This window comes from Micromonospora sp. NPDC006431 (assembly GCF_042870725.1).
GTDB lineage: Bacteria > Actinomycetota > Actinomycetes > Mycobacteriales > Micromonosporaceae > Micromonospora.
This window is the reverse complement of record NZ_JBIAHQ010000003.1, coordinates 90853-112549: the sequence shown is the minus strand read 5'-3', so window position 1 is coordinate 112549 and position 21697 is coordinate 90853. Positions and strand designations below refer to the sequence as shown.

Annotated in this window: 21 protein-coding genes; 13 read left to right on the top strand and 8 right to left on the bottom strand. The window is 73.8% G+C overall.

All coding sequences use genetic code 11. The features are described 5' to 3' along the window. Positions 1-25 precede the first annotated feature (25 nt). The 3 genes from ACFYM6_RS06885 to ACFYM6_RS06875 all read right to left on the bottom strand — a co-directional run bounded on the left by ACFYM6_RS06885 (position 26) and on the right by ACFYM6_RS06875 (position 1881). Positions 26-649, bottom strand: a complete 624-nt coding sequence (locus ACFYM6_RS06885) for a TrmH family RNA methyltransferase (RefSeq protein WP_387273018.1) — start codon at positions 647-649, stop codon at positions 26-28. Positions 650-698: 49 nt separating this feature from the next. After that, a complete protein-coding gene (locus ACFYM6_RS06880) occupies positions 699-1190 on the bottom strand; it encodes a hypothetical protein (RefSeq protein WP_387273016.1) in 492 nt (163 codons plus the stop codon). A 175-nt stretch (positions 1191-1365) separates the two neighbouring features. Then, the gene (locus ACFYM6_RS06875; RefSeq protein WP_073840021.1) at positions 1366-1881 is read right to left on the bottom strand and encodes a MaoC family dehydratase; all 516 of its coding nucleotides are present in this window, start codon (positions 1879-1881) and stop codon (positions 1366-1368) included. A gap of 545 nt (positions 1882-2426) precedes the next feature. On the opposite strand from ACFYM6_RS06875, the gene trxA reads away from it, so the two are divergent. The 3 genes from trxA to ACFYM6_RS06860 all read left to right on the top strand — a co-directional run bounded on the left by trxA (position 2427) and on the right by ACFYM6_RS06860 (position 4290). Next, positions 2427-2789 (top strand): thioredoxin, encoded by a 363-nt coding sequence (trxA, locus tag ACFYM6_RS06870; protein ID WP_387273014.1) that lies wholly within the window; start codon positions 2427-2429, stop codon positions 2787-2789. 161 nt (positions 2790-2950) lie between these two features. Further along, positions 2951-3391 (top strand): hypothetical protein, encoded by a 441-nt coding sequence (locus ACFYM6_RS06865; protein ID WP_387273012.1) that lies wholly within the window; start codon positions 2951-2953, stop codon positions 3389-3391. Beyond that, positions 3388-4290, top strand: a complete 903-nt coding sequence (locus ACFYM6_RS06860; protein WP_387273010.1) for an MFS transporter permease — start codon at positions 3388-3390, stop codon at positions 4288-4290. Before ACFYM6_RS06865 ends, ACFYM6_RS06860 begins: the two co-directional genes overlap by 4 nt. Here the strand turns inward: ACFYM6_RS06860 and ACFYM6_RS06855 are convergent. The 3 genes from ACFYM6_RS06855 to ACFYM6_RS06845 all read right to left on the bottom strand — a co-directional run bounded on the left by ACFYM6_RS06855 (position 4204) and on the right by ACFYM6_RS06845 (position 8613). Continuing rightward, positions 4204-5670, bottom strand: coding sequence for a dynamin family protein (locus tag ACFYM6_RS06855; protein ID WP_387273008.1), 1467 nt, complete (start codon positions 5668-5670; stop codon positions 4204-4206). The two genes, ACFYM6_RS06860 and ACFYM6_RS06855, sit on opposite strands and share 87 nt — an antisense overlap. Next, positions 5667-7526: a dynamin family protein gene (locus ACFYM6_RS06850; RefSeq protein WP_387273006.1), complete on the bottom strand. Its 1860-nt coding sequence runs from the start codon at positions 7524-7526 to the stop codon at positions 5667-5669. The genes ACFYM6_RS06855 and ACFYM6_RS06850 overlap by 4 nt, the downstream gene beginning before the upstream one ends. A gap of 106 nt (positions 7527-7632) precedes the next feature. Next, complete coding sequence (locus tag ACFYM6_RS06845) at positions 7633-8613, bottom strand: IniB N-terminal domain-containing protein (protein ID WP_387273004.1); 981 nt, start codon at positions 8611-8613, stop codon at positions 7633-7635. Positions 8614-8903: 290 nt separating this feature from the next. Here ACFYM6_RS06845 and ACFYM6_RS06840 point away from each other — a divergent pair, with 290 nt between their 5' ends. From ACFYM6_RS06840 to ACFYM6_RS06815, 6 genes are all read left to right on the top strand, one after another. Continuing rightward, complete coding sequence (locus ACFYM6_RS06840; protein WP_387273002.1) at positions 8904-10163, top strand: Hsp70 family protein; 1260 nt, start codon at positions 8904-8906, stop codon at positions 10161-10163. 8 nt (positions 10164-10171) lie between these two features. Continuing rightward, entirely contained in the window at positions 10172-12742 is a 2571-nt protein-coding gene (locus ACFYM6_RS06835) for a LuxR C-terminal-related transcriptional regulator (RefSeq protein WP_387273000.1), read from the top strand. Beyond that, positions 12739-14790: a nitrate- and nitrite sensing domain-containing protein gene (locus tag ACFYM6_RS06830; RefSeq protein ID WP_387272998.1), complete on the top strand. Its 2052-nt coding sequence runs from the start codon at positions 12739-12741 to the stop codon at positions 14788-14790. The genes ACFYM6_RS06835 and ACFYM6_RS06830 overlap by 4 nt, the downstream gene beginning before the upstream one ends. Positions 14791-14807: 17 nt before the next feature. Next, positions 14808-15233 (top strand): roadblock/LC7 domain-containing protein, encoded by a 426-nt coding sequence (locus ACFYM6_RS06825; RefSeq protein WP_387272997.1) that lies wholly within the window; start codon positions 14808-14810, stop codon positions 15231-15233. Further along, positions 15211-15591, top strand: coding sequence for a DUF742 domain-containing protein (locus ACFYM6_RS06820; RefSeq protein ID WP_387272995.1), 381 nt, complete (start codon positions 15211-15213; stop codon positions 15589-15591). Before ACFYM6_RS06825 ends, ACFYM6_RS06820 begins: the two co-directional genes overlap by 23 nt. Before the next feature lie 62 nt (positions 15592-15653). Further along, the gene (locus ACFYM6_RS06815) at positions 15654-16388 is read left to right on the top strand and encodes a cellulose binding domain-containing protein (RefSeq protein ID WP_387272993.1); all 735 of its coding nucleotides are present in this window, start codon (positions 15654-15656) and stop codon (positions 16386-16388) included. A 79-nt stretch (positions 16389-16467) separates the two neighbouring features. Here ACFYM6_RS06815 and ACFYM6_RS06810 read toward each other — a convergent pair whose 3' ends face one another. Continuing rightward, positions 16468-16848, bottom strand: coding sequence for a thiol-disulfide oxidoreductase DCC family protein (locus tag ACFYM6_RS06810; RefSeq protein WP_073840033.1), 381 nt, complete (start codon positions 16846-16848; stop codon positions 16468-16470). Positions 16849-16934: 86 nt separating this feature from the next. Between ACFYM6_RS06810 and ACFYM6_RS06805 the strand changes: the two genes are divergently transcribed. From ACFYM6_RS06805 to ACFYM6_RS06790, 4 genes are all read left to right on the top strand, one after another. Then, complete coding sequence (locus tag ACFYM6_RS06805; protein ID WP_387272991.1) at positions 16935-19004, top strand: intein-containing Rv2578c family radical SAM protein; 2070 nt, start codon at positions 16935-16937, stop codon at positions 19002-19004. Positions 19005-19102: 98 nt separating this feature from the next. After that, a complete protein-coding gene (locus tag ACFYM6_RS06800) occupies positions 19103-19639 on the top strand; it encodes a VOC family protein (RefSeq protein ID WP_387272989.1) in 537 nt (178 codons plus the stop codon). Next, positions 19632-20435: a MerR family transcriptional regulator gene (locus ACFYM6_RS06795; protein WP_387272988.1), complete on the top strand. Its 804-nt coding sequence runs from the start codon at positions 19632-19634 to the stop codon at positions 20433-20435. The genes ACFYM6_RS06800 and ACFYM6_RS06795 overlap by 8 nt, the downstream gene beginning before the upstream one ends. A 117-nt stretch (positions 20436-20552) precedes the next feature. Then, complete coding sequence (locus ACFYM6_RS06790; RefSeq protein ID WP_387272986.1) at positions 20553-20960, top strand: CoA-binding protein; 408 nt, start codon at positions 20553-20555, stop codon at positions 20958-20960. 9 nt (positions 20961-20969) lie between these two features. On the opposite strand, the gene ACFYM6_RS06785 is transcribed toward ACFYM6_RS06790, so the two are convergent. Next, positions 20970-21623, bottom strand: coding sequence for a TetR/AcrR family transcriptional regulator (locus ACFYM6_RS06785; protein WP_387272984.1), 654 nt, complete (start codon positions 21621-21623; stop codon positions 20970-20972). Positions 21624-21697: the final 74 nt, after the last annotated feature.

Sequence of the window (21697 nt, the reverse complement as noted above, 5' to 3'; positions counted from 1 at the left end):
GGAGCGGCGGGATCCGGGAAACCGGTCAGTCCGGCGGTGGTCCGGCGTACGAGCGGATCCACGCGTGCATGGCGATGCCGCTGGCCACTCCGGCGTTGATCGACCGGGTCGAGCCGTACTGGGCGATGGAGAAGAGCTGGTCGCAGGCGGCACGGGCGACGTCGGACAACCCCGGTCCCTCCTGGCCGAAGAGGAGGACGCAGCGGCGCGGCAGGGTGCTGGTCTCCAGCGGCTTCGAGCCGGGCAGGTTGTCGATGCCGACCACCGGCAGGCGCTGCGCCGCCGCCCACCCGACGAACTCGTCGATCGTCCGGTGGTGCCGGACGTGCTGGTAGCGGTCGGTCACCATGGCCCCGCGCCGGTTCCACCGCCGCCGCCCGACGATGTGCACCTCGGCGGCGAGGAAGGCGTTGGCGTTGCGGACCACCGTGCCGATGTTGAAGTCGTGCTGCCAGTTCTCGATGGCCACGTGGAAGTCGTGCCGGCGCCGGTCCAGGTCGGCCACCACGGCCTCCCGCCGCCAGTAGCGGTAGCGGTCCACCACGTTGCGACGGTCGCCCTCGGCGAGCAGCTCCGGGTCGTACCGCGGGTCGTCCGGCGGGTCGCCGGGCCACGGCCCCACACCCACGTCGAGCTGGTCGTCGGTCACGGTTTCCAGAGCGTACGGCCCGGACCGGCGGCACCGCCGGTGACCCCGGTCAGCGCAGGTCGAGCGCGCCGGCGAGCCGGTCGAGGAAGCGCCGGTCGGCGGGACTCGCCCCGGCGTCCCCGGCCCGGCAGACCCGGGCCGCGACGGACTCCACCCACTGCCGGTAGGCCGCCCCGTCGGCGGGATCGGCGCGCCGCCGAAGCACCCGGACCGCGGCCCGGCAGGCGGCGAGCAGGTCGACCAGGTCGGTGAGGCGTTGGTCGCAGTCGGCGGCGCCGTCGTGGCGCGCGTAGATCGCGGAGACCACGGCCCGGACCAGGTCGCTGTCGAAGGCCCGGCCGGCGGCCACGGCGTCCAGGCCGGCGAGCCCGGCGGCGACCCCGCGCGGCGGGCGTCCGGGCCCGGGCGAGGCGGCGGCGACGAGGACCCGACCCGGCAGGTCGGTCAACAGGTCCCACTCCGCCGTGGAGTAGACGGCGGTGATCAGCGGGGCGACCCGACGTCCGGAGGAGGGCGGCTCTCCGGCGACGGAGGGCCTCATGCCGCTGCTCCGCTCCGCTCCGCGGCACCCTGCGGCACCGACGCGGTGAGCCAAATGATTCGCTCGCTGCGCTCGCTCATCGGGGGACCTCCGGCGCCAGCATATGCCCCGGAACGGGAAAAGGACCCCTTCCCCACGGATCGGAAAGGGGTCCTTCGCGCCGTACGTCGGCAGGTCAGCGCGGCTCGGGGAAGCTGGGCCGCTCCGGATCGACGCCCTCGGGCACGGCGGCGGCCGCGTACTCCTTCTTGGGGACCATGACCTTGCGGCGGAAGACGCAGACCAGGGTGCCGTCCTGGTTGTAGCCCCGGGTCTCCACCGCGACCACGCCGCGATCCGGCTTCGAGGAGGACTCCCGCTTGTCCAGCACCGTGGTCTCGCCGTAGATGGTGTCGCCGTGGAAGGTCGGGGCGACGTGCCGCAGCGACTCGATCTCCAGGTTGGCGATCGCCTTGCCGCTGACGTCCGGCACCGACATGCCCAGCAGCAGCGAGTAGATGTAGTTGCCGACCACCACGTTCCGCTTGAACTGGGTCGCCGACTCCGCGTAGTGGGCGTCCAGGTGCAGCGGATGGTGGTTCATGGTGAGCAGGCAGAAGAGGTGGTCGTCGTATTCGGTGACCGTCTTGCCCGGCCAGTGCCGGTAGACCGCACCGACCTCGAACTCCTCGTAGTAGCGGCCGAACTGCATCCTTGTCCCCTTCGACGGGCGGCGATGGAGTTCGGCACAGCATGCCTTACCGCTTGTTAAGGCGGCGACAGGGGCGCTGGCGGCGAGGAAATGTCACACCGGGCCTCGCCCGGGGGGAGACGCAATGAGCGGCGGGGCCCTCCCCGGCACCCGCCGCCCACGCTCTGATGCCCAAGATTCTGCCGTACGGCAATGCCGCGCCAACAGAGACGGCCGTCACATTTACCTTTTTGTAACAACACCGTGCGTGACCGACGTACGCTCCGGAAGCGATCTCTGCACGTCGGATAGGTCCTTGTCAAGCGGCAAATTGCTGATTAGCGAGGCCCGATCGGGTCGACCTCTTTGGAAGCGCTCCCATCACGCGTGGTCACGCAAATGCGACGTGCACTTGCGATCCGCACGGCCGATGGAAGAGATTCGGTTCGATATCCCCAGGGTCACCGAGGCGCTGCGCTGCGTTTCGTCGCGTACGTCACGGGAATGGAAGGACGTCCGCCCTGGTTCCACCGGACGTAGGCAATCCGCGCTGATCGGAGAGTGCAATGGCAACGGTTGAGCTGACCACGGCCAACTTCGACGAGGTGACCGAGAGCGACGGCATCGTCCTGCTCGACTTCTGGGCAGACTGGTGCGGTCCGTGCAAGCGCTTCGCCCCCGTCTACGAGCGCTCGTCCGAGAAGCACCCGGGCATCGTCTTCGGCAAGGTCGACACCGAGGCGCAGCCGGAGCTCGGCGCCAAGTTCAACATCCGCTCGATCCCCACGGTGATGGCGATCAAGGACGGCGTGATCGTCTTCGCCCAGCCGGGCGCGCTGCCGGAGTCCGCCCTGGAGAACCTGATCGAGCAGGTCGAGAAGCTGGACATGGACGAGGTCCGCAAGCAGATGGCCGAGCACAAGCACTGACCCGCCGCTGACTCCGGCGACGGCCGGGTCCCCGCTCTGGGGGCCCGGCCCTCGCCGTCTCTCGGCCCCCAGCGCGGTACGGCAGGCAGCGACACGGCCAGCGAGGACTGGACGACGGACGGAGGCCCCGGGAGGGTCCGGTCCCGTATCGTGACCAGCCGATGGAGACCTTGACCACCCGCGGCCGCGCCGTCCGGCTGGGCGCCACCGTGCTCGGGTTGGCGCTGCTCCTCGCCGGCACCGTCCGGGGCACCGACGACGACTTCCCGTTCGGGCCGTTCCGGATGTACTCCACCTCCGACCCGCCGGACGCACCCGCCCCGGACACCCGGGTCGAGGGGGTCGACCGCACCGGCGCGCTGGTCCCGCTCGGCCAGGACGCCACGGGCATCCGCCGCGCCGAGATCGAGGGCCAGCAGGACCGCTACGCCGCCGACCCGAGCCTGCTGCGCCGGGTCGCCGACGCGTACGCCGAGCGGCACCCGGCCGCCCCCGCGGTGGTCGAGGTCCGCATCGTGATCCGCTGGTACGACATCCAGGGCGGCCGCCCGACCGGCCGCTGGACCGACCAGACCGCCGTCCGCTGGCAGGCCAACCCGTGACCCGCTGGCTGACCGAGGCGGTCCCGCGCGGCCGGGTCGCCGCCTTCCGGACCCTCGTCTACCTCTTCGTCGCCGCCGACCTGGTCGTCTTCACCCCCTGGGTACGTACGCGGGTCGACGTGCCCGGCGACCTCTACCAGCCGCTGCTGATCGGCCGGCTGCTCCCGCTGCCCACCCCCACCCCGGCCCTGGTCGGCGTGATCTTCTGGGTGCTGCTGGTGGTCTCCCTGCTCGCCGCGACCGGGCGGGCGCCGCGACTGCTCGGCTGGACGGTCTTCGCCCTCTACTTCGAGTGGATGATCGTGGCGATGAGCTACGGCAAGGTCGACCACGACCGGTTCGGGCTCCTCGTCGCGCTGGCCGCCCTGCCCACCGCCGGCCGGGCCCGGCACGGCGACCCCACGCGTACCCAGGCGGGCGGCTGGGCGCTGCGGGTCGCCCAGATCGCGGTGATCTGCACGTACTTCCTGGCCGCCTGGGCCAAGTTCCGCTTCGGCGGCCTCGACTGGGCGACCGGCTCGGTGCTGGCCCGGGCGATCATCCGACGCGGCACCGACCTGGCCGACCTGATCGCCCAGGTGCCGCACCTGCTGATCGTCGCCCAGTTCGGCATTCTCGCCTTCGAGCTGCTCAGCCCGCTGGTCTTCGTGCTGCCGGAGCGGTGGCGGCTGGCCGTGGTCGGCTTCTTCTACTCGTTCCACCTGGTGACCATCGCGACGATCACCATCTCGTTCGCGCCGCACCTGGTGGCGATGACCAGCTTCCTGCCGCTGGAGCGGGTCCGCCCGGTCAGCCTGCTGCGCCGCCGGCGGTCACCGGCCCCCCTCGGCCAACTCGGCGATCATCCCCTCGCAGCTGCGGACGACGACCTGAGCGCCGCGCCGCTGGCCCAGTCGTAGCAGCGGGTCCTCCGCGCGTTTCCGCCATCGCCACTGCGCCTCGGCGGCGACCTCCCAGAGCCGCTGCACGGTCGCGTCGTGCTCGACGCCGAGCCGGGCCGCCAGCCCGATCCCGTCGCCGCCGACCAGCCGCTGCGCCTCGGCCGCCAGCTCGGTGTCGAAGCCGAGCCGGTTGGTGCGCAGCGCGGCGAGCAGGCGCAGCTCACGGAACTCGTGCGCCCCGGCGAGGATCTGCTCGACCCGGCCGAGCAGCTCGTCCGCGCCCCGGACGGGCTCGGCCCGCAGCAGCGCCTCCACGGCTGCCAGCGCCGAGCGCGCCTTGAGCGTGTCCCGGCGGTCGATGAGGGAGCGGGCCATCGACTCGCGCAGCTCGGTCAGGCCGCTACGCCGGATCAGCTCGGCGGAGAGCTTCGCCCGGCTGTCGCAGCCGGTCCGGACCAGCGTGGTGGCCAGCCGGAGCCCGAAGAGCCCGAGCCGGTCCAGCAGCGCGGCGCGTACCCCCGGGTCCAGCCGGATCGGCAGCTCGCCGCGGACGAAGCGGTCGGCGGAGAGCAGGTGCGGGTCCAGCTCCGGACGAGCCACCCGGGCCAGCGCCGCGAGCACGGCGTAGTCCGACTCGCTGAGGATCCGACCGGCCAGGCCGAGCAGGCCGCTGCACGGCACGACCTGCACGCAGAGCGCGTTCACCCGCGGGTCGCGCTGCTGCCGCCGGGCGAGCTGGCGGGCGGTGAGCAGCCCGTCGATCCGCCCGCCGCCGGTCTCGTCCACCCGCGACAGCACCATCACGACGTTCACGGCGGCGGCCTGCCCGACGGCACTCTCCCGGCTGGTCTCCAGCGCCCGCAGGTCGCTCTCGCGGCCGTCGCGGGTCAGGTACAGCACCGCGTCCGCGTCCCGCAGCACGCGCTCCATCACCGGCGCCCGGCCCTGCTCGTCGAGGCCGGTGGCCGGCGTGTCGATCAGCGTCACCTGGCGCAGAGTCCGGGTCGGCCACTGCACCACGATGTCCCGCAGCTCGCCCGCCCGCCAGCCGACGAGGTCCACCCGCATCCCGGTGGCCGACTTGGCGATCGCCAGCTCCTGCGGCGGATGGCTGGTCGAGTACGCGGTGGCGCTCGGCTGCGGTCCGTCCTCGTACCAGGTGAAGACGGTGCTGCCGTCCACCCCGTCGACCGGCGCGACCTCCTCGCCCATGATCGCGTTGAGCAGCGTCGACTTGCCGGACCGCCACGGGCCGACGACCGCGATCCGCAGCGGTTCCTCCAGCCTGGCCAACTGGTGCCGGAGATGGTCGACCGCCCGCGGGTCGCCACCGTAGAGCTGGAGGGCCTGGTTCAGCAGCCCCCACACCGCCTCGTCCAGCCGCAGCCCGACGGTCATGCCCGAGGCCCCAACGACGCCGGGGCGGGCCGCCCGCCGGTCAACTGCTGGGCCTGCTCGAAGAGCGTGGCCAGCCGGGTCATCTTCAGCCGGATCTCGCGCTGCCGCTGGTCGCGGGCGGCCGCGTCGGTGTCGGCGGCCTGCTTGGCGCTGCGGAACGACCGGATGATGGCCTCCTGCAGTTCCTCGGTGAGCGCACTGAAGTGATCCCGCAGCATCCGCTGCACCTGCCGGGTACCGTCCCGGCGCTCCTTGGTCACCCGGACGAAGAAGTCGTCGACGTGCCGCTGGATCGCCGTCTTGACGGTCGCCTGGCGGCGGCGGAGCAGCTGGCGACTCTCGTCGTGGATGCTCTTGCCACCGAACAGGGCACCGACGCCGATCGAGAGCGGATTGATCATCGGCATCCCGGCCAGCGTCGTCGCGAGACCGACCATCAGCAGGCCGCCGTACGAGCCGCGCATGCCGGTGATCAGCTTCTGGCTCGGGGTGAAGCGGTCGATCTGCGGCCGTTCGATCTCCGGCAGCCGGTCAGCGAGGTCCGGTGGTGTCGCCAGGGACCACGGCGGCAGCACGTCACCGCCGTACCGGGCGAAGGTGTCGGCCACCCGGCGGGCGGCCCAGTCGCAGCGCTGGACCAGCCACTCGTGGTTCGCCTCCGCCGCCTCCACCAGGCTGCGCTCCAGCCACTCCTGGAAGGCGTCCCAGCCGACCAGCGGGTCGGCCTCGTCGAACGCCTCCTCGACCTGGCGCAGGATCTGCCGGGTCCGGTCGCGCAGGTCGTACTCGATGTCGGAGAGCAGGTCGGCCATCTCGTCGGCGAGCGTGTTCTGCCACCTCATGGAGCAGCGGCGCAGCTCGTCGACCTCGCGCTGGGCCGCGTGCAGGCGGGAGATCGGACCGGACTGCTCCTCGGCCTCCTGGCTCGCCAACTCGGCCCGCAGCGGCGCGGCGAGCTGCTCCACCACGGTCCGAGCCACCACGCCGACCGCGGCCCGGGCCAGTCGGTCGGACTTGCCGGCGAGGTCCCGCTGCAACCGGCCGATCAGCACGGGGAAGCCGGACTCGGCGTTGAGCTCCCGGTCGTCGACGACGGCCGCACGCAGCCGCAGGACCGCCGAGACCGGGATGACCGGCGCCGGCACACCCGCGTCGGCCAGGTGCTGCCGGTTGCGCTCGGCGACCGCGCGCCAGTCCGGTACGAGATCGGTCTTGGTCTGCACCACCACCACGTTCGGGTGCGACCGGGCCAGGTGCAGCAGCATGGTCAGCTCGCCGGCCGAGAGTTCCCGGGTGGAATCGGAGACCAGCAGAACGGTGTCCGCCCAGGCCGGCGCGGCGGTCGGGCCGGCCGCGCCGAGCGCGGCGACCTCGTCGGTGCCCGGCGTGTCCACCAGCACCAGTCCGGTGCCGAGCAGGGCCCGGGGCAGTCCGATCTCGACATGCGCGGGACCGCCGCCGGCCCGGCGGCCGAGCGTGCCGGCAACCCCCGCGGCGACCTTGTCCAGCGGTACCGGGATCCGCTCGGTGGTCACCGGAACCGCGCTGCCGGCGGACCGGCCCGGGGTCGCCGGCGGGGCCTGGACCACGGCGGCCGACGGCACCTCGGCGTGCTGCACCACGGTCGGCAGCACGGTGGTGCGGCCGTCGCCGACCGGGCAGGCCGGCGCGTTGATGATGGCGTTGATCAGCTGGCTCTTGCCCTGGTGCGACTCGCCGATGATGAGCACCCGCAACCTGGGGTCCAGCAGTTGGACCCGCTTCTGCCGCACCGTCTGGAGCAGGTCACCTCGCCCGTGTGCGCTGCACGTACGGGCGATCTCGTCGAGCACGTCCAGCCAGATCGCCGCGATCACCGCACCAAGTGTGCTGATTTCGGCTCAATTATCAAGAGGGGCCCGAACCAGCACAGGAGCGGAAGGCCGGCGAGCCGGCCTTCCGCTGCTGTTCGGGGGCCCTCCGTCAGAGCAGACCGCCCAGCAGACCGCCGTCGGAGGAGGCGTGCACGTCGCCGTGGACGGTGGCGCTGCCGTGGGCCCCGGAGTCGCCGGTCACCCCGCCGGTGAGACCGCCGACCGTGCCGGAAACCCCGTTAACCGTGCCGGTGACGCCGGACAGCGTGCCGTTCACCTGCTGCGTGACGCCGTCCACGGTGGCCGGCACGTGGACCGGCGGGACGACCCCGCCCGCGCCGTCACCGAGGCCGAGGCCGCCCAGGGTGTGGTCGACGCCGAGCGAACCGACCACGCCGTTGACCTGGGCCTGGGTGCCGGAGAGGACGCCCAGGTCACCGCCGAGCACGCCGTCGCCGCCGAGCGCGCCGTCGCCGGACAGCACACCGGTGCCGGTGGCGGTGCCGAGCGGGTCGCCCGCCGTGCCGGCGAGGTCCCCGACGACCGGGTCGACGGCGGTGTCCACCGCGCCCAGCACGTCGGAGTCGAGGGTGTGCGCGACGTCGTGCGCCCCGGTCAGGTCGGTCGCGAGGCCGCCCGGCCCGACGCCCAGTCCGATCCCCGGCAGCACGGCCGCCCCGGCGTACAGGCCGGCCGGGTCGACCGCGATGGCGCCCAGCGCACCGGCCGAGACGTCCACCCCGGCGTACGTGCTGTTGACGCTGATCTGCTGCGGCGCGGCCGCGAGCTGGCCGACCACATCGGTGGCGTCGCTCGCCAGCGGGTCGAGCCCGAGCTGCCCGGCCACCGGGGCCAGCGGCGCGAGGCCCGCCCCGGGGGCGGCGTAGTCGACCACCAGCGGCACCACGTCCTGCACGTCGGCGGCGGTGACGTCGGTGAGCCCCGCGGCCTGCAGCGCACCCTCCGGGTCGAGGTCGAAGGCCGACCGGGCGTCCGGGTCGGTGAGCAGGTTGAGCACGAAGTCGTGCAGCGTCTGGGACGAGTCCACCGACTGCTGCGAGTTGACGTACAGGCTCTGTTGCGAATCCATGGGGGAGTTCTCCTCGAACGTAGCGTCAGCACCGTCGTGCTTCGACAGTGACGCTATGAGCGGGGGCCGCTGTCGTCATCGGGGAGCGACCCGAAACCGGCCGGGAGCGGATTAGGGCATTCCCCCCCTCGTTCGTTAGGGGGAGAGGGGGAGCCGGGCCGGCCAGAGTTAGGGTACCGGGACGGAAGCGATCTCTGGTACGAAAGTAGGAGCCCACGGGGCTCGCCGGGGGTGGGTAGCCACGGTACCGACACCGTCGCCAGGGCCACTCACGGTGGAGGAAGAAACACATGCCGTACGTCCTCGGGATGGACATCGGAAGCACCAGCACAGTCGCGGCAGTCGCCCGACGGCGGGGTGAGACCTGGGCCCGACCTGAGGTGGTCGCGCTGGACGCCGGGGAACCCGTCGTACCGTCGGTGCTGCACCTGTCGCCGGACGGGTCGCTCACGGTCGGCCAGCCCGCCGTCGACGACCCCGGCCGTACCACCCGGGACTTCGTCCGCCGGATCGGCGACGACGTGCCCCTGCTGCTCGGCGGCGAGCCGTGCCCGCCGGAGAACCTGATCGCGGAGCTGGCGGCGTGGGTGGTGGAGCGGGTCGCCGCCAGGGAGGGCGGGTTGGCCGAGGCGGTCGTGCTCAGCCACCCCGCCGGGTGGGGCTCGCACCGGCGCGACCTGCTGCGCCGGGCGCTGTGGCACCTCGACCTACGCAACGTGGCGCTGCTCCCGCACCCGGTCACGGTCGCCGAGAACCACGCGGCACGCGGCTTCCCGGGCACCACCGCCGCGGTCTACGCGCTGGGCGGCAGCACCTTCGAGGCGGCGCTGGTCCGCCGCAACCCGCAGGGCACCTACGAGGCGTTCGGCCTTCCCCAGGGCCTGGACCCCCTCGGCGGCACCGACTTCGACGAGGCGCTCGCCGAGCACGTCCGTACCGTGCTCGGCCGGGATTTCGCGGGCACGGCCCGCCGGGTGACCCACCCGACGCCGCACGGGCTGCTACTCGAGTGCGACCGGGTCAAGCGGGAGCTGACCGTCGGTACGGAGACCGACGTCATGCTGGCCCTGCCGACCGGACCGGTCCGGGTGCCGGTGACCCGGACCCAGTTCGAGGACCTGATCCGGCCGGCGGTGCGGGCGACTGTCGACCTGCTGGTGCGGACCGTACACTCCGCCGGCCTGACCCCCGCGCAGCTCGACGGGGTCCTCCTCGCCGGGGGCTCCGCCCGGATCCCGCTGGTCCGCGAGTTGCTCGCCGCGGCTTTTCCGGTCCCCGTCGAGGTGGAGCCGGATCCCCAGCTGACCGCCGCCACCGGGGCGGCCCTCGCCGCCTGCCAGGTGGTGTCCCCGCGCCGCCGGCCGGTGCCGGCGCCCCCGTCCACGCCGGTCAGCGGCGCCGGGCCGGCGGCCGTCCCGGCGCGGCACAGCGAGCCGCATCGTGTCCCCCACGGCGAGCCACCACCCCGCCCGCCGATCCGGATCGCCCCGCTGAACCTGCCGAAGCCGTCCCGCCTGGCGCTGGCCAGGGGCCGGGGACGCGAAGGATGACCATGATCATGAGTAGCGTGGCGGAGGCCCGGCTCGTGCTGGGCAAGCGGTCCACGGCCCTGCTAGGCGCGGTCGCGGCGGACCTGGGTACGCCGCTCGCCGTCGGCGTGACCGGTCCCGGCGGCCATGGCAAGACCGCCCTGCTCACCGAGCTGGCGCGGGCCCACCAGCGAGCCGGGGTCACCGTGCTGGAGGGCGTCCCGAGCCCGGCCGGCCAGGTCGACCCCGAGGCGGTGCTGCTGGTCGACGACGCGCACCTGCTCGACGACGCGCGGCTGGAGACGCTGCGCCGACTGGTGGGCGCCCGCCAGCACCGGCTGCTGGTCGGCTACCGTCCGTGGCCCCGGTCGGCGGCGCTCGCCGACCTGGCCGACGCGTTGAAGCGGGACGGGCAGCAGGTCGCGCTCACCCCGTTCACCCCTGAGCAGACCGGCGCGTACCTCGCCGGCGTGCCCGAGCTGGGCCGGCGCAGCGATCTGGTCGCCTTCGTGCACGCGCAGACCGGCGGCGTCCCGCGCGACGTCGAGCGGCTGGTCCGCGGGCTGCGCGGGCAGGAGGAACCGGTCACCGTCTCGGCCGAACCGCCCCGGCCGGCCGTCCTCCAGTTCGGGCCGGACCTGGAGGAGCTGCCGCCCGACGTCCGGCGGCTGCTGCTGGCCCTCGCCGCCGGCGTGCCGCTCCCGGTGGACCTGCTCGGCGTGCTGCTCGATCGGACGCCCGAGGCGGTGGACGAGCTGGTCACCGCCACCCGGGCCGCCGGCCTGCTCGGCGCCGACGGCCGGCTCTCGCCGCTCGTACGGCGAGCCGTCGTCGCGCTCAGCCCGGCCACCGAACGCACCGCGGTCTGGCGCCGGCTCACCGAGCTGCAGCTCGGCCGCGGTGCCGCGGTGCTCCCGCTGGTCCTGTCGCTGCGCGCGGCCGGCGTACTCGGCGACTGCCCGGCCCCGGCGCTGCGGGCCGCGGCCGAGGAGGCGCTCAGCGGGGAGCCCACGCTCGCGGCCGAACTGTTCGCGGCGGCCACGGTGGCGGGGCTACCGGCCGGCGCTCGGCAGGCGCTCGCCGCGGCGCTCGCCGGCGACCTGGACGCCGCCCTGCGGCTGGCGGACCGGCTGCTCGCGACGGCCGCACCGGAAGAGCGGGTGGCGGCGGCGACGGTGGCCGCGACGGCGCTCGCCCACCGCGGCCAGGTGAGCCGCAGCGTCGAGCTGTACCGGTGGTCGGGCAGCCCCTCGGCCGCCGCGTTCGCCGCCGTCGGCGCGCTGGCCGTCGGCCGCCCGACCGCCGCCGGAGACGGGCCCCGCGACGACCGGGCCGGCGGGCCACCCACCCTGCACGCCAGCGCCGCCCGGCTGATGGCCGAGGGGGTACGGGAGAGCCTCACCGGCCCGCCGACCACTGCCCTGTCCACTCTCGTGCAGGCCGCCGCGCTGCTGGAACCGGACGGGCGGGCGGTGCTCCTGCCGGACAGTCCGGCCGCGCTCGCCGCGCTGACCGCGATCCACTGCGCCGAGCTGGACATCGCCGAAGGAGTGCTGGACCGGGCCGTCGCGACCGGCATCGGGGGCCCGCTCATGGCCCGCCGCCACCGGCTGTTGCAGGCCTGGATCCTGATGGTCCGGGGCCATACGGCCGCCGCGGCCGAGTGCCTCACGGAGGTGGCCGCCGACCAGCGCCCGCTGGAGTCCCGCGACCTGCTCCTGGCCAGCGCGCTCCGGCTGGGCATCGCCCGGCGCAACAGCGACCTCGGGGCGCTCCACCAGGGCTGGGTACCCGCCCTGGAGGCGGTGGTCCGACACCCCGTCGACCTGTTCACGTTGCTGCCGCTCGGCGAACTCGCAGTCGTGGGCGCCCGGTTGGGCGACCTGGCCCGGCTGGAGCCGTACCTGCGGGAGGCGTGGTCGCTGCTGGACCGGCTCGGCGGCCCGGCACTGTGGAGCGCCCCGCTGCACTGGACCGGGCTGCACACCGCGATCCTGACCGAGGAGCCGGTGGTCGCCGACGAGCACGTCGCCGCTCTGCTCGCCGCAGCCGACCACAGCCGGTACGCCGCGGTGGTCGCCGCCGCCGCCGCGAGCTGGGTCGAGGTGCTCCGTGGCGTGGTCGACCCGGTGCGGGTGGAGGCCGCCGCCCGCGGGCTGTACGACGCCGGACTGTGCTGGGACGCCGCCCGCCTCGCCGGGCAGGCCGCGATCCGCACCTCCGACCGGCGAGCGATGACCAGCCTGCTGGAGTGCGCCCGGGTGCTCCAGGGCCGGCCCACCACGCCCCGGGGCGGCCAGCCGCCCGCATCTGGCGACGGCCCGGCCCCGGTCGCCGGGGCTGTCACCGGCCCCGCACAGCACCGGCTCAGCGACCGGGAGCACGAGGTGGCCGAGCTGGTGCTGACCGGCCTGACCTACCGGGAGATCGGCGACCGGCTCTTCATCTCCGCCAAGACGGTGGAGCACCACGTGGCGCGGATGCGGACCCGGCTGAACTGCGCCAACCGGGCGGAGCTGCTGGCGCTGCTGCGCACCGTCGTCGCGGACCGGTCGAGCACCGCCGGCCGGCAGCCGTGGCCGGAACGGTCCGCCCGGTGAGCCACCCGGTGGACCGGGCGGAGCGGGGCGCCCGGCAGCCCGGTGACGGGCGGATCCGGCTCAAGCTCGCCGCGCTGGCGGCCGTGCTGCTGACCCTCTGGGCGTACGCGGCGTTCCTGACCGGCCGGGACGCGGCCGAGCTGGTCCGGGTCCGGGTCCTGGCGGAAACCCTCGGCCAGCCCACCGACCTGCTGATCCTCAACCTGCAGGCCGAGCGCCGGCTCACCGCCGAGGCGCTGGCCGGGGCCGGCCGGGCCCGCGCCGATCTGGCCGGGGCGCGCGATCGGACCGACCGGGCCGCCGCCCCGGTGCACGCGTTCACCGAAGGCCACGACCTGCGGCTGCTCACCGCGGGCGCGGTCCGGGGCCGGGCCGGCGAGCTCGCCCACCGGATGGCCGGGCTGGCCGCTTTCCGGTCCGAGGTGGACGCCGGGCGGCTCGACCGGGTCGGCGCGGTCGCCGGTTACGACCAGCTGATAGATGCCGCCTTCGCCGTGTACGGCCCGGAGTGGGGCGGGCGCGAGGGCGCGCTGGCCGACGAGACCCGGGCGGTGATCGCGCTGGCCCGCGCCCGGGAACTGCTCGCCCGGGAGGACACCCTGCTCACCGCCGCCCTGACCGGCGGTCGGCTCAGCGCCGACGAGCGGCACCACCTGGCCGAGCTGGTGGCCACCCAGCGGTACGCCCGCACGACAGCCGCCGCGCAGCTGCCGGCCACCGGGCGGAACCAGCACCGACGGCTGGTGGAGGGCCCCCGGTTCGCCGGTCTGCTCGCACTGGAGGACCGGCTGCTGCGGACGGCGGACGCCGGCGCCACGACCGGGATCAGCGCGCAGAGCTGGCGGGCCGCGGTCGACCCGGCGCTGAGCGGCCTACGCGAGCTGGTGATCGCCACCGCCCGCAGCAGCGCCGAGCGGGCCGCGCCGGGCGCGGCACTGGTGGTCGCGCGGACCGGCGCGGTGGTGGGGCTCGGACTCGTCGCGATGCTCGTGGTGCTGGTCGGCTGGCCCGGCACGGTACGCCGGCTCATCACGGCGCTGGACGACCGGCCGGGCGGGCTCCGCCTCGCCGACGCCCCGACGATCCAGCTGCCACCGGTCGCCGCCGGGCACCCCGACGCCCACCCGACCGGCCAGTACGACGTGCCGGGTCCGGGTGCCGCCAACCGGCGCGCCCCGGGGCCTGAAGCGGCCACCCGGGAACTGTTCCTGCGGCTCACCCAGCGCAACCAGGCCCTGCTGCGCGACCAGCTCGACCTGCTCGACACGATGGAGCGGCGCGAGCGCGCGGCGGAGGAGACCGCCGATCTGTTCCGGCTCGACCATCTCGCCACCCGGATCAGGCGCAACGTGGAGAAGGTGGTCACCCTCGCCGGCGCGACCCCGGCCCGCCGCTGGCGACGACCGGTGCCGCTGCTCGACGTGGTACGCGGGGCGGTCGCCGAGGTGCCGGACTACCACCGGGTCCTGGTCGCACCGCACTGGCCGTGGTCGCTCGCCGGCGCCGCCGTCACGGACGTCGTCCACCTGCTGGCCGAGCTGATCGAGAACGGGCTGGCCTGCTCGCCGGAGCACGCCACCGTACGGGTCGCCGGTGAGCCCGGCCGGCAGGGCTGCTCCGTGGTGATCGTCGACGACGGGCCCGGCCTCACCGCCGCCGGGCTGGCCGACGCGAACGAACTGCTGGCCCAGCCGCCGCCGGACGGCCCGCCCACCGGCCGGGCCGGGCTGTACGTCGCCGCCCTGCTCGCCGCCCGCTGCGGCGCCCGGGTCTCGCTACGTCCCGGCCCGCGCGGCGGGACCGCGGCCGTCGTACTGCTTCCGGTCGGGCTGGTTACCGGGGCCGGACCCGAGGATGGCAGGCTTGCCGGGCAGGGGCACCGGGTCCCGGGCGGCCTCCCGTACCCGCGGACCTCGCCGGAGGGCGCCGACGGCGGCGGGCTGCCGACGCGGGTCCGTCGCCCCGGGGTGAGCCGGCCCGCACCCGGCGCCACCAGCCCCGACACCGCCGGGCTCCCGTTCGGGGAACGCAGCGAGAGGACGAGATGACACCTCCAGTGGTCACCATGGACAGCCTGACAGTCGCCCTGGACGGCCTGGTCGACCGGGTGCCCGGCGCCGAATTCGCCGTCGTCCTCTCCCCCGACGGGCTGCTGCTCGCCCGGTCCCGTGCCGTGTCGGACGAGGTGGCCGAGCAGCTCTCCAGCGTGGTCAGCGGCCTGTACGCGTTGGGCCAGGCCGCCACCCGGGTGTGCGCCACCGGCACGCTGCGGCAGGTCGTCATGCAGATGTCGCGCGCGTTCGTGTTCATCGCCACCACCCGCGGCGGGGCCATCCTCACCGTCCGGATGGGCGGTGACGCCGATGTCGGCGACATGGCGTACGAGGTGGCGCTGTTCGCGGCGCAGGCCGAGCGGGACCTGCCGGTCTACCTCGAGCCGGCCCGAGTGGCGACAGGCGGGGACAGCGGTGCGGACCACTGGGGACCATGACGAGGCGTGGTACGACGACGAGGCCGGACCGGTGGCTCGCCCGTACACGATGACGCGCGGGCGGACCACGTCCGACCACGGCCAGCTCGACGTCATCTCCCTGGTGGTGGCCCGACCGGCGGCTCCCGCCGCCGCGCAACTGTTTCCCGAGCAGGCCCGGATCCTCGAGCGGTGCCGGCGTCCACTGTCGGTGGCGGAGGTCGCTGCCGCACTGGACCTGCCGTTGGGTACCGTCCGGGTGCTGCTCGGCGATCTGTTGGGGACCGGGCTGATCGAGATGCACGAGCCGCCGACGCTGTCCGGGCGACCGTCCATGGAACTGCTTGAGGCGATTCTCGCCGGGCTCCGCGCGCTCTGAACCGGCGGGACCGGAGGACGCGGACGCCGGTCCGTCGGACGATCTGAAGGGGGAAAGGTCCAGTGCCGGCACCACCGTCCCAGCCACGGCGGACCACGGCGATCATCCTGTTGGACTGGATCGTCGCCACAGCCCGGGCCGCGCGGCGCGCCCTCGCCGGCCGGGGGAACGGGTCGCGGCTCGCCCAGGTGGCCGGCGTCGCCGCACTGGGGGTGCTGCTGGCGACGGCGTACTCGGCCGTCACGGTGCTGCGTACGCCGGATCGGCTGACCCCGGTGGCCGTCGAGCCGCCACCGGACCTGGTGGTGCCCGAGGCGCCGGCCACCGGGCCGGGCCGGCAACCCGAATCGGCCAGCGCCACACCCCGGGCGTCCACGCACTCCGCGACCACCGCACCGACCGCCGCGCCGCCGGCCGCCCCGCCGCCGGCCGGCGCACCGTCACCCACCACGTTGCCACCCGCACCGGCCGCGCTGCGCGCCGACTTCGCCGTCGAGGACAACGCCCTGCTCAGCTACGGCGCCACGGTGACGATCACCAACCCGGGCACGGCCGGGGCGACGGACTGGCAACTCGTCATCGTGCTGCCTCGGGAGTCGCTCGAGGTCGGCTCCGTCACCGGGGCCCGGGCCAGCCGGGACGGCGCGACGTGGACGTTCACCCCGGACGGGGACACCGCGACGGTGCCCGGCCGCGGCTCGGTCCGGGTGACGTTCCGGGTGAGCGGCGCGGCGATCAGCGCCACCCCCAGGGCGTGCACCATCGACGGTGCCGCCTGCATCGGTCTGCCGAGCTGACCGGCCGGCCCGGAGCCGACGGGCGGGTCGGCCCGGCGGCGGGCGCACGAGCGCCGGTCGGCGAGGCTCGGTGACGCGGTCAGGGCCGGTTGGCGGACGGCACGGCGCAGGCCGCGGTGCCGCCGGGCAACCGGTGGCGGTTGCGGGCCACCCAGCGGTACGCCGGCCAGGCGGCGGCCCGGACCGGGGGGAACCGCAGGCCGGCCCCGGCGATCCGCCACAGCGGGCCGCTCTCCCCGAGCAGCCGGGCGATGGCGTCCGGCCCCGCGGCGCGTACGCCGTCGGCGCCGACCCACTGGACCGCCTCCTCGCACTCCGCCTCGGTCAGCCCGAGCGCGGCGAGGTCGGCGAACTGCCACGGCAGCACCCGCGCGCGGGTCGGGATCCGGCGCTCGATGAACTCCGCGCAGCGGGTGCAGAACGCGCAGTCGCCGTCGTAGACGAAGGTCGACGTCTCCATGCCCTCCATCCTGCACCCGCCGCCTCGGGTTCGGGCCCCGGTGTCCGGCGAGTCACTTGCGCTCTCCTCGTACACGTGTTCGAATAGTGCCTGTGCGCTGGGACAACCTTTCCGCTCCCCCGGACGAGGAGGTCCCTGGTCGGGCAGCGCCAGCGACTCCACCCCTGCCGCTGGCGCTGCCCGGCGCGGTTGCCCGCACCTTCGACACCCCCGGCTTCGCCGGGATGACCTTCTACGAGGTGCGGGCAAAGTCGATCATCAACCGGGTGCCCGGCGCGTCCCGCGTGCCGTTCGAGTGGACGATCAATCCGTACCGGGGATGCAGTCATGCGTGTGTCTACTGCATGGCTGGCGACACTCCGATCCTGATGGCGGACGGCCGCACGAGGCCGATCAGCGAACTGGAGCCGGGCGACCGGATCTACGGCACCGAGCGGCGGGGCGCCTACCGGCGGTATGTGGTCACCACCGTCCTTGACAAGTGGTCGACGGTGAAGCGGGCCTACCGGATCACGCTGGAGGACGGCACCACGCTGGTCGCCAGCGGGGACCATCGCTTCCTGTCCGACCGGGGCTGGAAGTACGTGACGGGCGCGATGAACGGTGCTGGGCAACGTCCCTACCTGACCACCAACAACCGCCTGATCGGCACCGGCCGCTTCGCGACCCCGCCGAAGCCCTCGGCCGACTACCGCCGGGGCTACCTCTGCGCAATGGTGCGGGGTGGCGCGCACCTCGGTGCCCAGTCGTACGCCTATGGGACGGTGCACCAATTCCGGTTGGCCCTCGTCGACGGCGAGGCGCTGGACCGCACGCAGCGATTCCTGACCGACGCGGGCGTCGAGACCAATCGCTTCTCCTTCGCCCCCGCCAGTGCAACCCGGCGGGCGGTAACCGGCATCCTGACGTCGAAGCGGCGCGACATCGAGGCCATCACGGAGCTGATCCGGTGGCCGGACGCTCCCGGTGACGACTGGCGGCTGGGCTTTCTCGCCGGCATCTTCGACGCCGCGGGCAGTTGCAGCAGGGGCATCTTCCGGATCAGCAACGGCGACGACCGGATCCTCGAGGAGACCGGGGCCGCCATGAACCACTTCGGATTCACCTGGGTGCTCGAGGATCCGGGCCTGCCGAACCGAGTGCGGCAGATCCGACTGACCGGCGGTCTCACCGCCCGGCTGCGCTTCTTCCACCTGACCGACCCGGCCGTCACCCGCAAGCGTTCCCTGGAGGGGGCGGCGCTCAAGTGCCCGGCGGCGCTGCGGGTGGTGAGCATCGAGGACCTCGGGCTGGAGCTGCCGCTGTGGGACATCACCACGGGCACCGGCGACTTCATTGCCAACGGCGTGGTCAGCCACAACTGCTTCGCGCGTAACACCCACACCTACCTCGACCTCGACGCCGGGGCGGACTTCGACCGGAAGGTGATCGTCAAGGTCAACGCCGGCGAGCTGGTCCGGCGCGAGCTGGCCGCCCCGCGCTGGCGCGGCGCGCACGTCGCGATGGGCACCAACGTGGACTGCTACCAGCGGGCCGAGGGGCGCTATCGGCTGATGCCGCCGATCATCGAGGCGCTGCGCGACTTCGCGAACCCGTTCTCCATCCTGACCAAGGGCACCCTGATCCTGCGGGACCTGCCGCTGCTCCGCCAGGCCGCCGAGGTCACCCGGGTCGGGCTCTCCTACTCGGTGGGCTTCGTCGACGAGGCGCTGTGGCGCGCGGTCGAGCCGGGCACGCCCAGCCCCCGCCGCCGGCTGGACGCCGTCCGGCAGCTCACCGACGCCGGGTTCGAGGTGGGGGTGCTGATGGCGCCGATCCTGCCGGGGCTCAGCGACGACGACGAGTCGATCGAGGCGACCGTGTCGGCGATCGCCGCGGCCGGGGCGACCAGCGTGACGCCGCTCGCCCTGCACCTGCGCCCCGGTGCCCGGGAGTGGTACGCGCACTGGCTGGCCCGGGAGTTCCCCCATCTGGTCCCCCGCTACCGCCAGCTCTACCGGGCGGGCGCGTACGCGCCGCAGACGTATCAGCGGGAGCTGACCGCGCGGGTCCGGATCGCGTCCCGCCGGCACGGGCTGCACCGGGGCGAGCGGGGCGACAACCGCCGGTCGCCCGAGCCGCCACCGCCCCCGGCGGAGCAGTTGACGCTGCTCTAGGTGTATCCGGCCACGACGTCGGTCGGATCGCAGTGATATGACCGGACTCAGGGACCCGGCTTGACCCTCACGTCGCGTGAGGCCGGAGGGTGGGGTGCATGAGTGACTACTACAACGCGTTTGAGATGAGTCCCGTGCCCGCTCCCGGCCCGGATGCGGTTGCGCCGGAGCCGTTCCGTGGCATCTACGGAATGCCCGCGTTCGTGACGATCCCCACGAGCGATCTGGCGGCGTCGGTGGACTTCTGGATTCGTGGGCTCGGGTTCTTCGAGCTGTTCAGCATCCCCGGCAGGCTTGTGCATCTGCGCCGGTGGGCGTTCCAGGACGTACTCCTCGTCCCGGCGGCGAGCGTTCCGGCGCAGGCACCAGCGATGAGCTTCAGTTTCGCGTGCGTGCTCAGCCAGGTCGATTCCCTTGTCGAGGCCTGTCGGGCGTTGCGCCCGAACTCGGTCGATGGCCCACGGGACACTCCCTGGAACACCCGCGATGTCGCGGTGATCACCCCCGAGAACGCACGGATCGTTTTCACTGCGGCGAAGCCCTTTGATCCGGCCAGTCAGGAGGCGCGGAACCTTGAGGCCGTCGGCATCACCCCACCGGGCGTCGGTCGCGGCGACAATGAGGAGCATGCCTGATGCCACTGACGCTGATGGCCTGACCGTCGGTCAGGTCTCGACGCGTCTGGGCGTGACAGTCCGCGCGCTGCACCACTGGGATGACACCGGTCTGGCGCGACCGTCGCTGCGCACGGCTGCCGGATACCGGCTCTACACCGCCGGTGATCTGGAGCGCCTACACCGCATCGTCGCCTACCGGGAGATCGGCCTCGGCCTGGACAGGGTCCGGGCCATCTTGGACGACTCGACCGCAGACGTGCCCGGCGCGTTGCGCGCGCAGCGCACCCAGGTTGCCCAACGGATCGACCACCTCCAGCAGCTCAGCGCCGACCTGGATCGGATGATCGCCGCCCACGAGCGCGGCCTGCTGCTGACGGTCGAGCAGCAGGCCGCGATCTTCGGCCCCGAGTGGAACCCGGACTGGCCCGCCCAAGCCCGTCAGCGCTACGGAGACACGACGCAATGGCAGCAGTACGCCGAACGCTCAGCCTCTCGCGGTCCGGAGGAATGGCAGGCCATCGCCGACACCATTGCCGACCTCGACCGCGCCCTCGGGGACGCGATGGACGCCGGCGTCACCCCTGGCAGCCCGGAAGCGAATCAACTCGTCGAGCGGCACCGCGAGGTTTTTGCTTCGTACTTTCCCCTCACCAGGCAGATGCAGGTCTGTCTCGGCCGCAGGTATGAGGCCGATCCGGCGTTTGCTGCCCACTACGACGGCATCCGCGCCGGCCTTGCCACGTGGTTCCGTCGATGCGTCGACGCCAGCGCACGCGCCCACAACATCGACCCCGACACCGCCACCTGGCAGTAGAGCGCGGGTCCGGGACACGGCCGGGCGATGGGATCGACCGCAGAACGCACGCGGGCAACGGTCGCCTGCGACTCCATCAAGGCGGCGACTGCGGAACGACAGGGTTAGGCTCGCGTGGTGCGCTCAGCCCAGCAGATCCTCGCCGACTCCGCCGTGATCGCCGTCGTGGGCGCCTCTCGCGACCCGCACAAGGCCGCACACCAGGTACCGGCCGAGATGCAGCAGTACGGCTGGCGGATCATCCCGGTGAACCCGACGGTGGACGAACTCTTCGGCGAGAAGGCGTACCCGTCGCTGGCCGACATCCCGCACCCGGTCGACCTGGTCGACGTGTTCCGTCCTGCGGTGGACGCGGTCGACGTGGTCCGGCAGGCGGTGGCGGTCGGCGCACCGGCGGTCTGGTTGCAGCTCGGGATCGTCTCGGCGGAGGCGCGGCGGATCGCCGAGGAGGCCGGGATCGACTACGTCGAGGACCGCTGCCTCATCGTGGAGCGGGCCGCAGCGGGGCTGACCCGGCTCGGCTGACCAGCCAGGTCAGGGCACCGGCGAGCGCCGGGGCGGCACCGCACGGCCGCGCTGTGCCGCAGGCTCGGGGCCGAGCAGCAGGTCCAACTGGGCGTCCAGCGTGGCGAGCGCCGTCTCCGGCGGGTAGTGCCCGCCGAGCAGGTAGACGCCCAGCCCTTCCATGACGGCGAGCAGCGCCACCGCGGCCCGGTCCGGGTCGACGCGGCTCTGCGTCGCGCCGGCGGCCTGCGCGGTGCGGATCTGCCCGGCGATGAAGGTCAGCAGCTCGGCCGACTCCTGATGCAGCCCGGCGGCGACGGCGGGGCGTACCGCGGTGTAGGCCAGGAATGCCAGCGCCACGCGGCCGTCCGCCCGGCGCGCCTCGTCGAGCGGCAGCAGCTCGGCCAGCATGGTCCGGAGCAGCGTACGCGGGGACGGCTCGTCCCCCAGTGCGGCGACGGCTCGGGTCACCCGGGCTTCGCTGCGGTCACGCACCACCGACAGGGCGAAGGTCATCATCTCGTCCTTGGTGCGGAAGTAGTGCTGCACCATCCCGGAGGAGACGCCGGCCTCCGCCGCCACGTGACGCAGGCTGACCGCCTCCAGCCCGCGTTCCGCGGCCACCCGCATCAGCGCGTCGGCGATCAGCGTCCGCCGCTCCCCGTGATCAACCCGCTTCGGCATCCCCCCATGCTTTCACAGTGCGACTGCATTGACACGCTTCCGGTCAACCGATTACGTTGCAACTGCAATGCAAA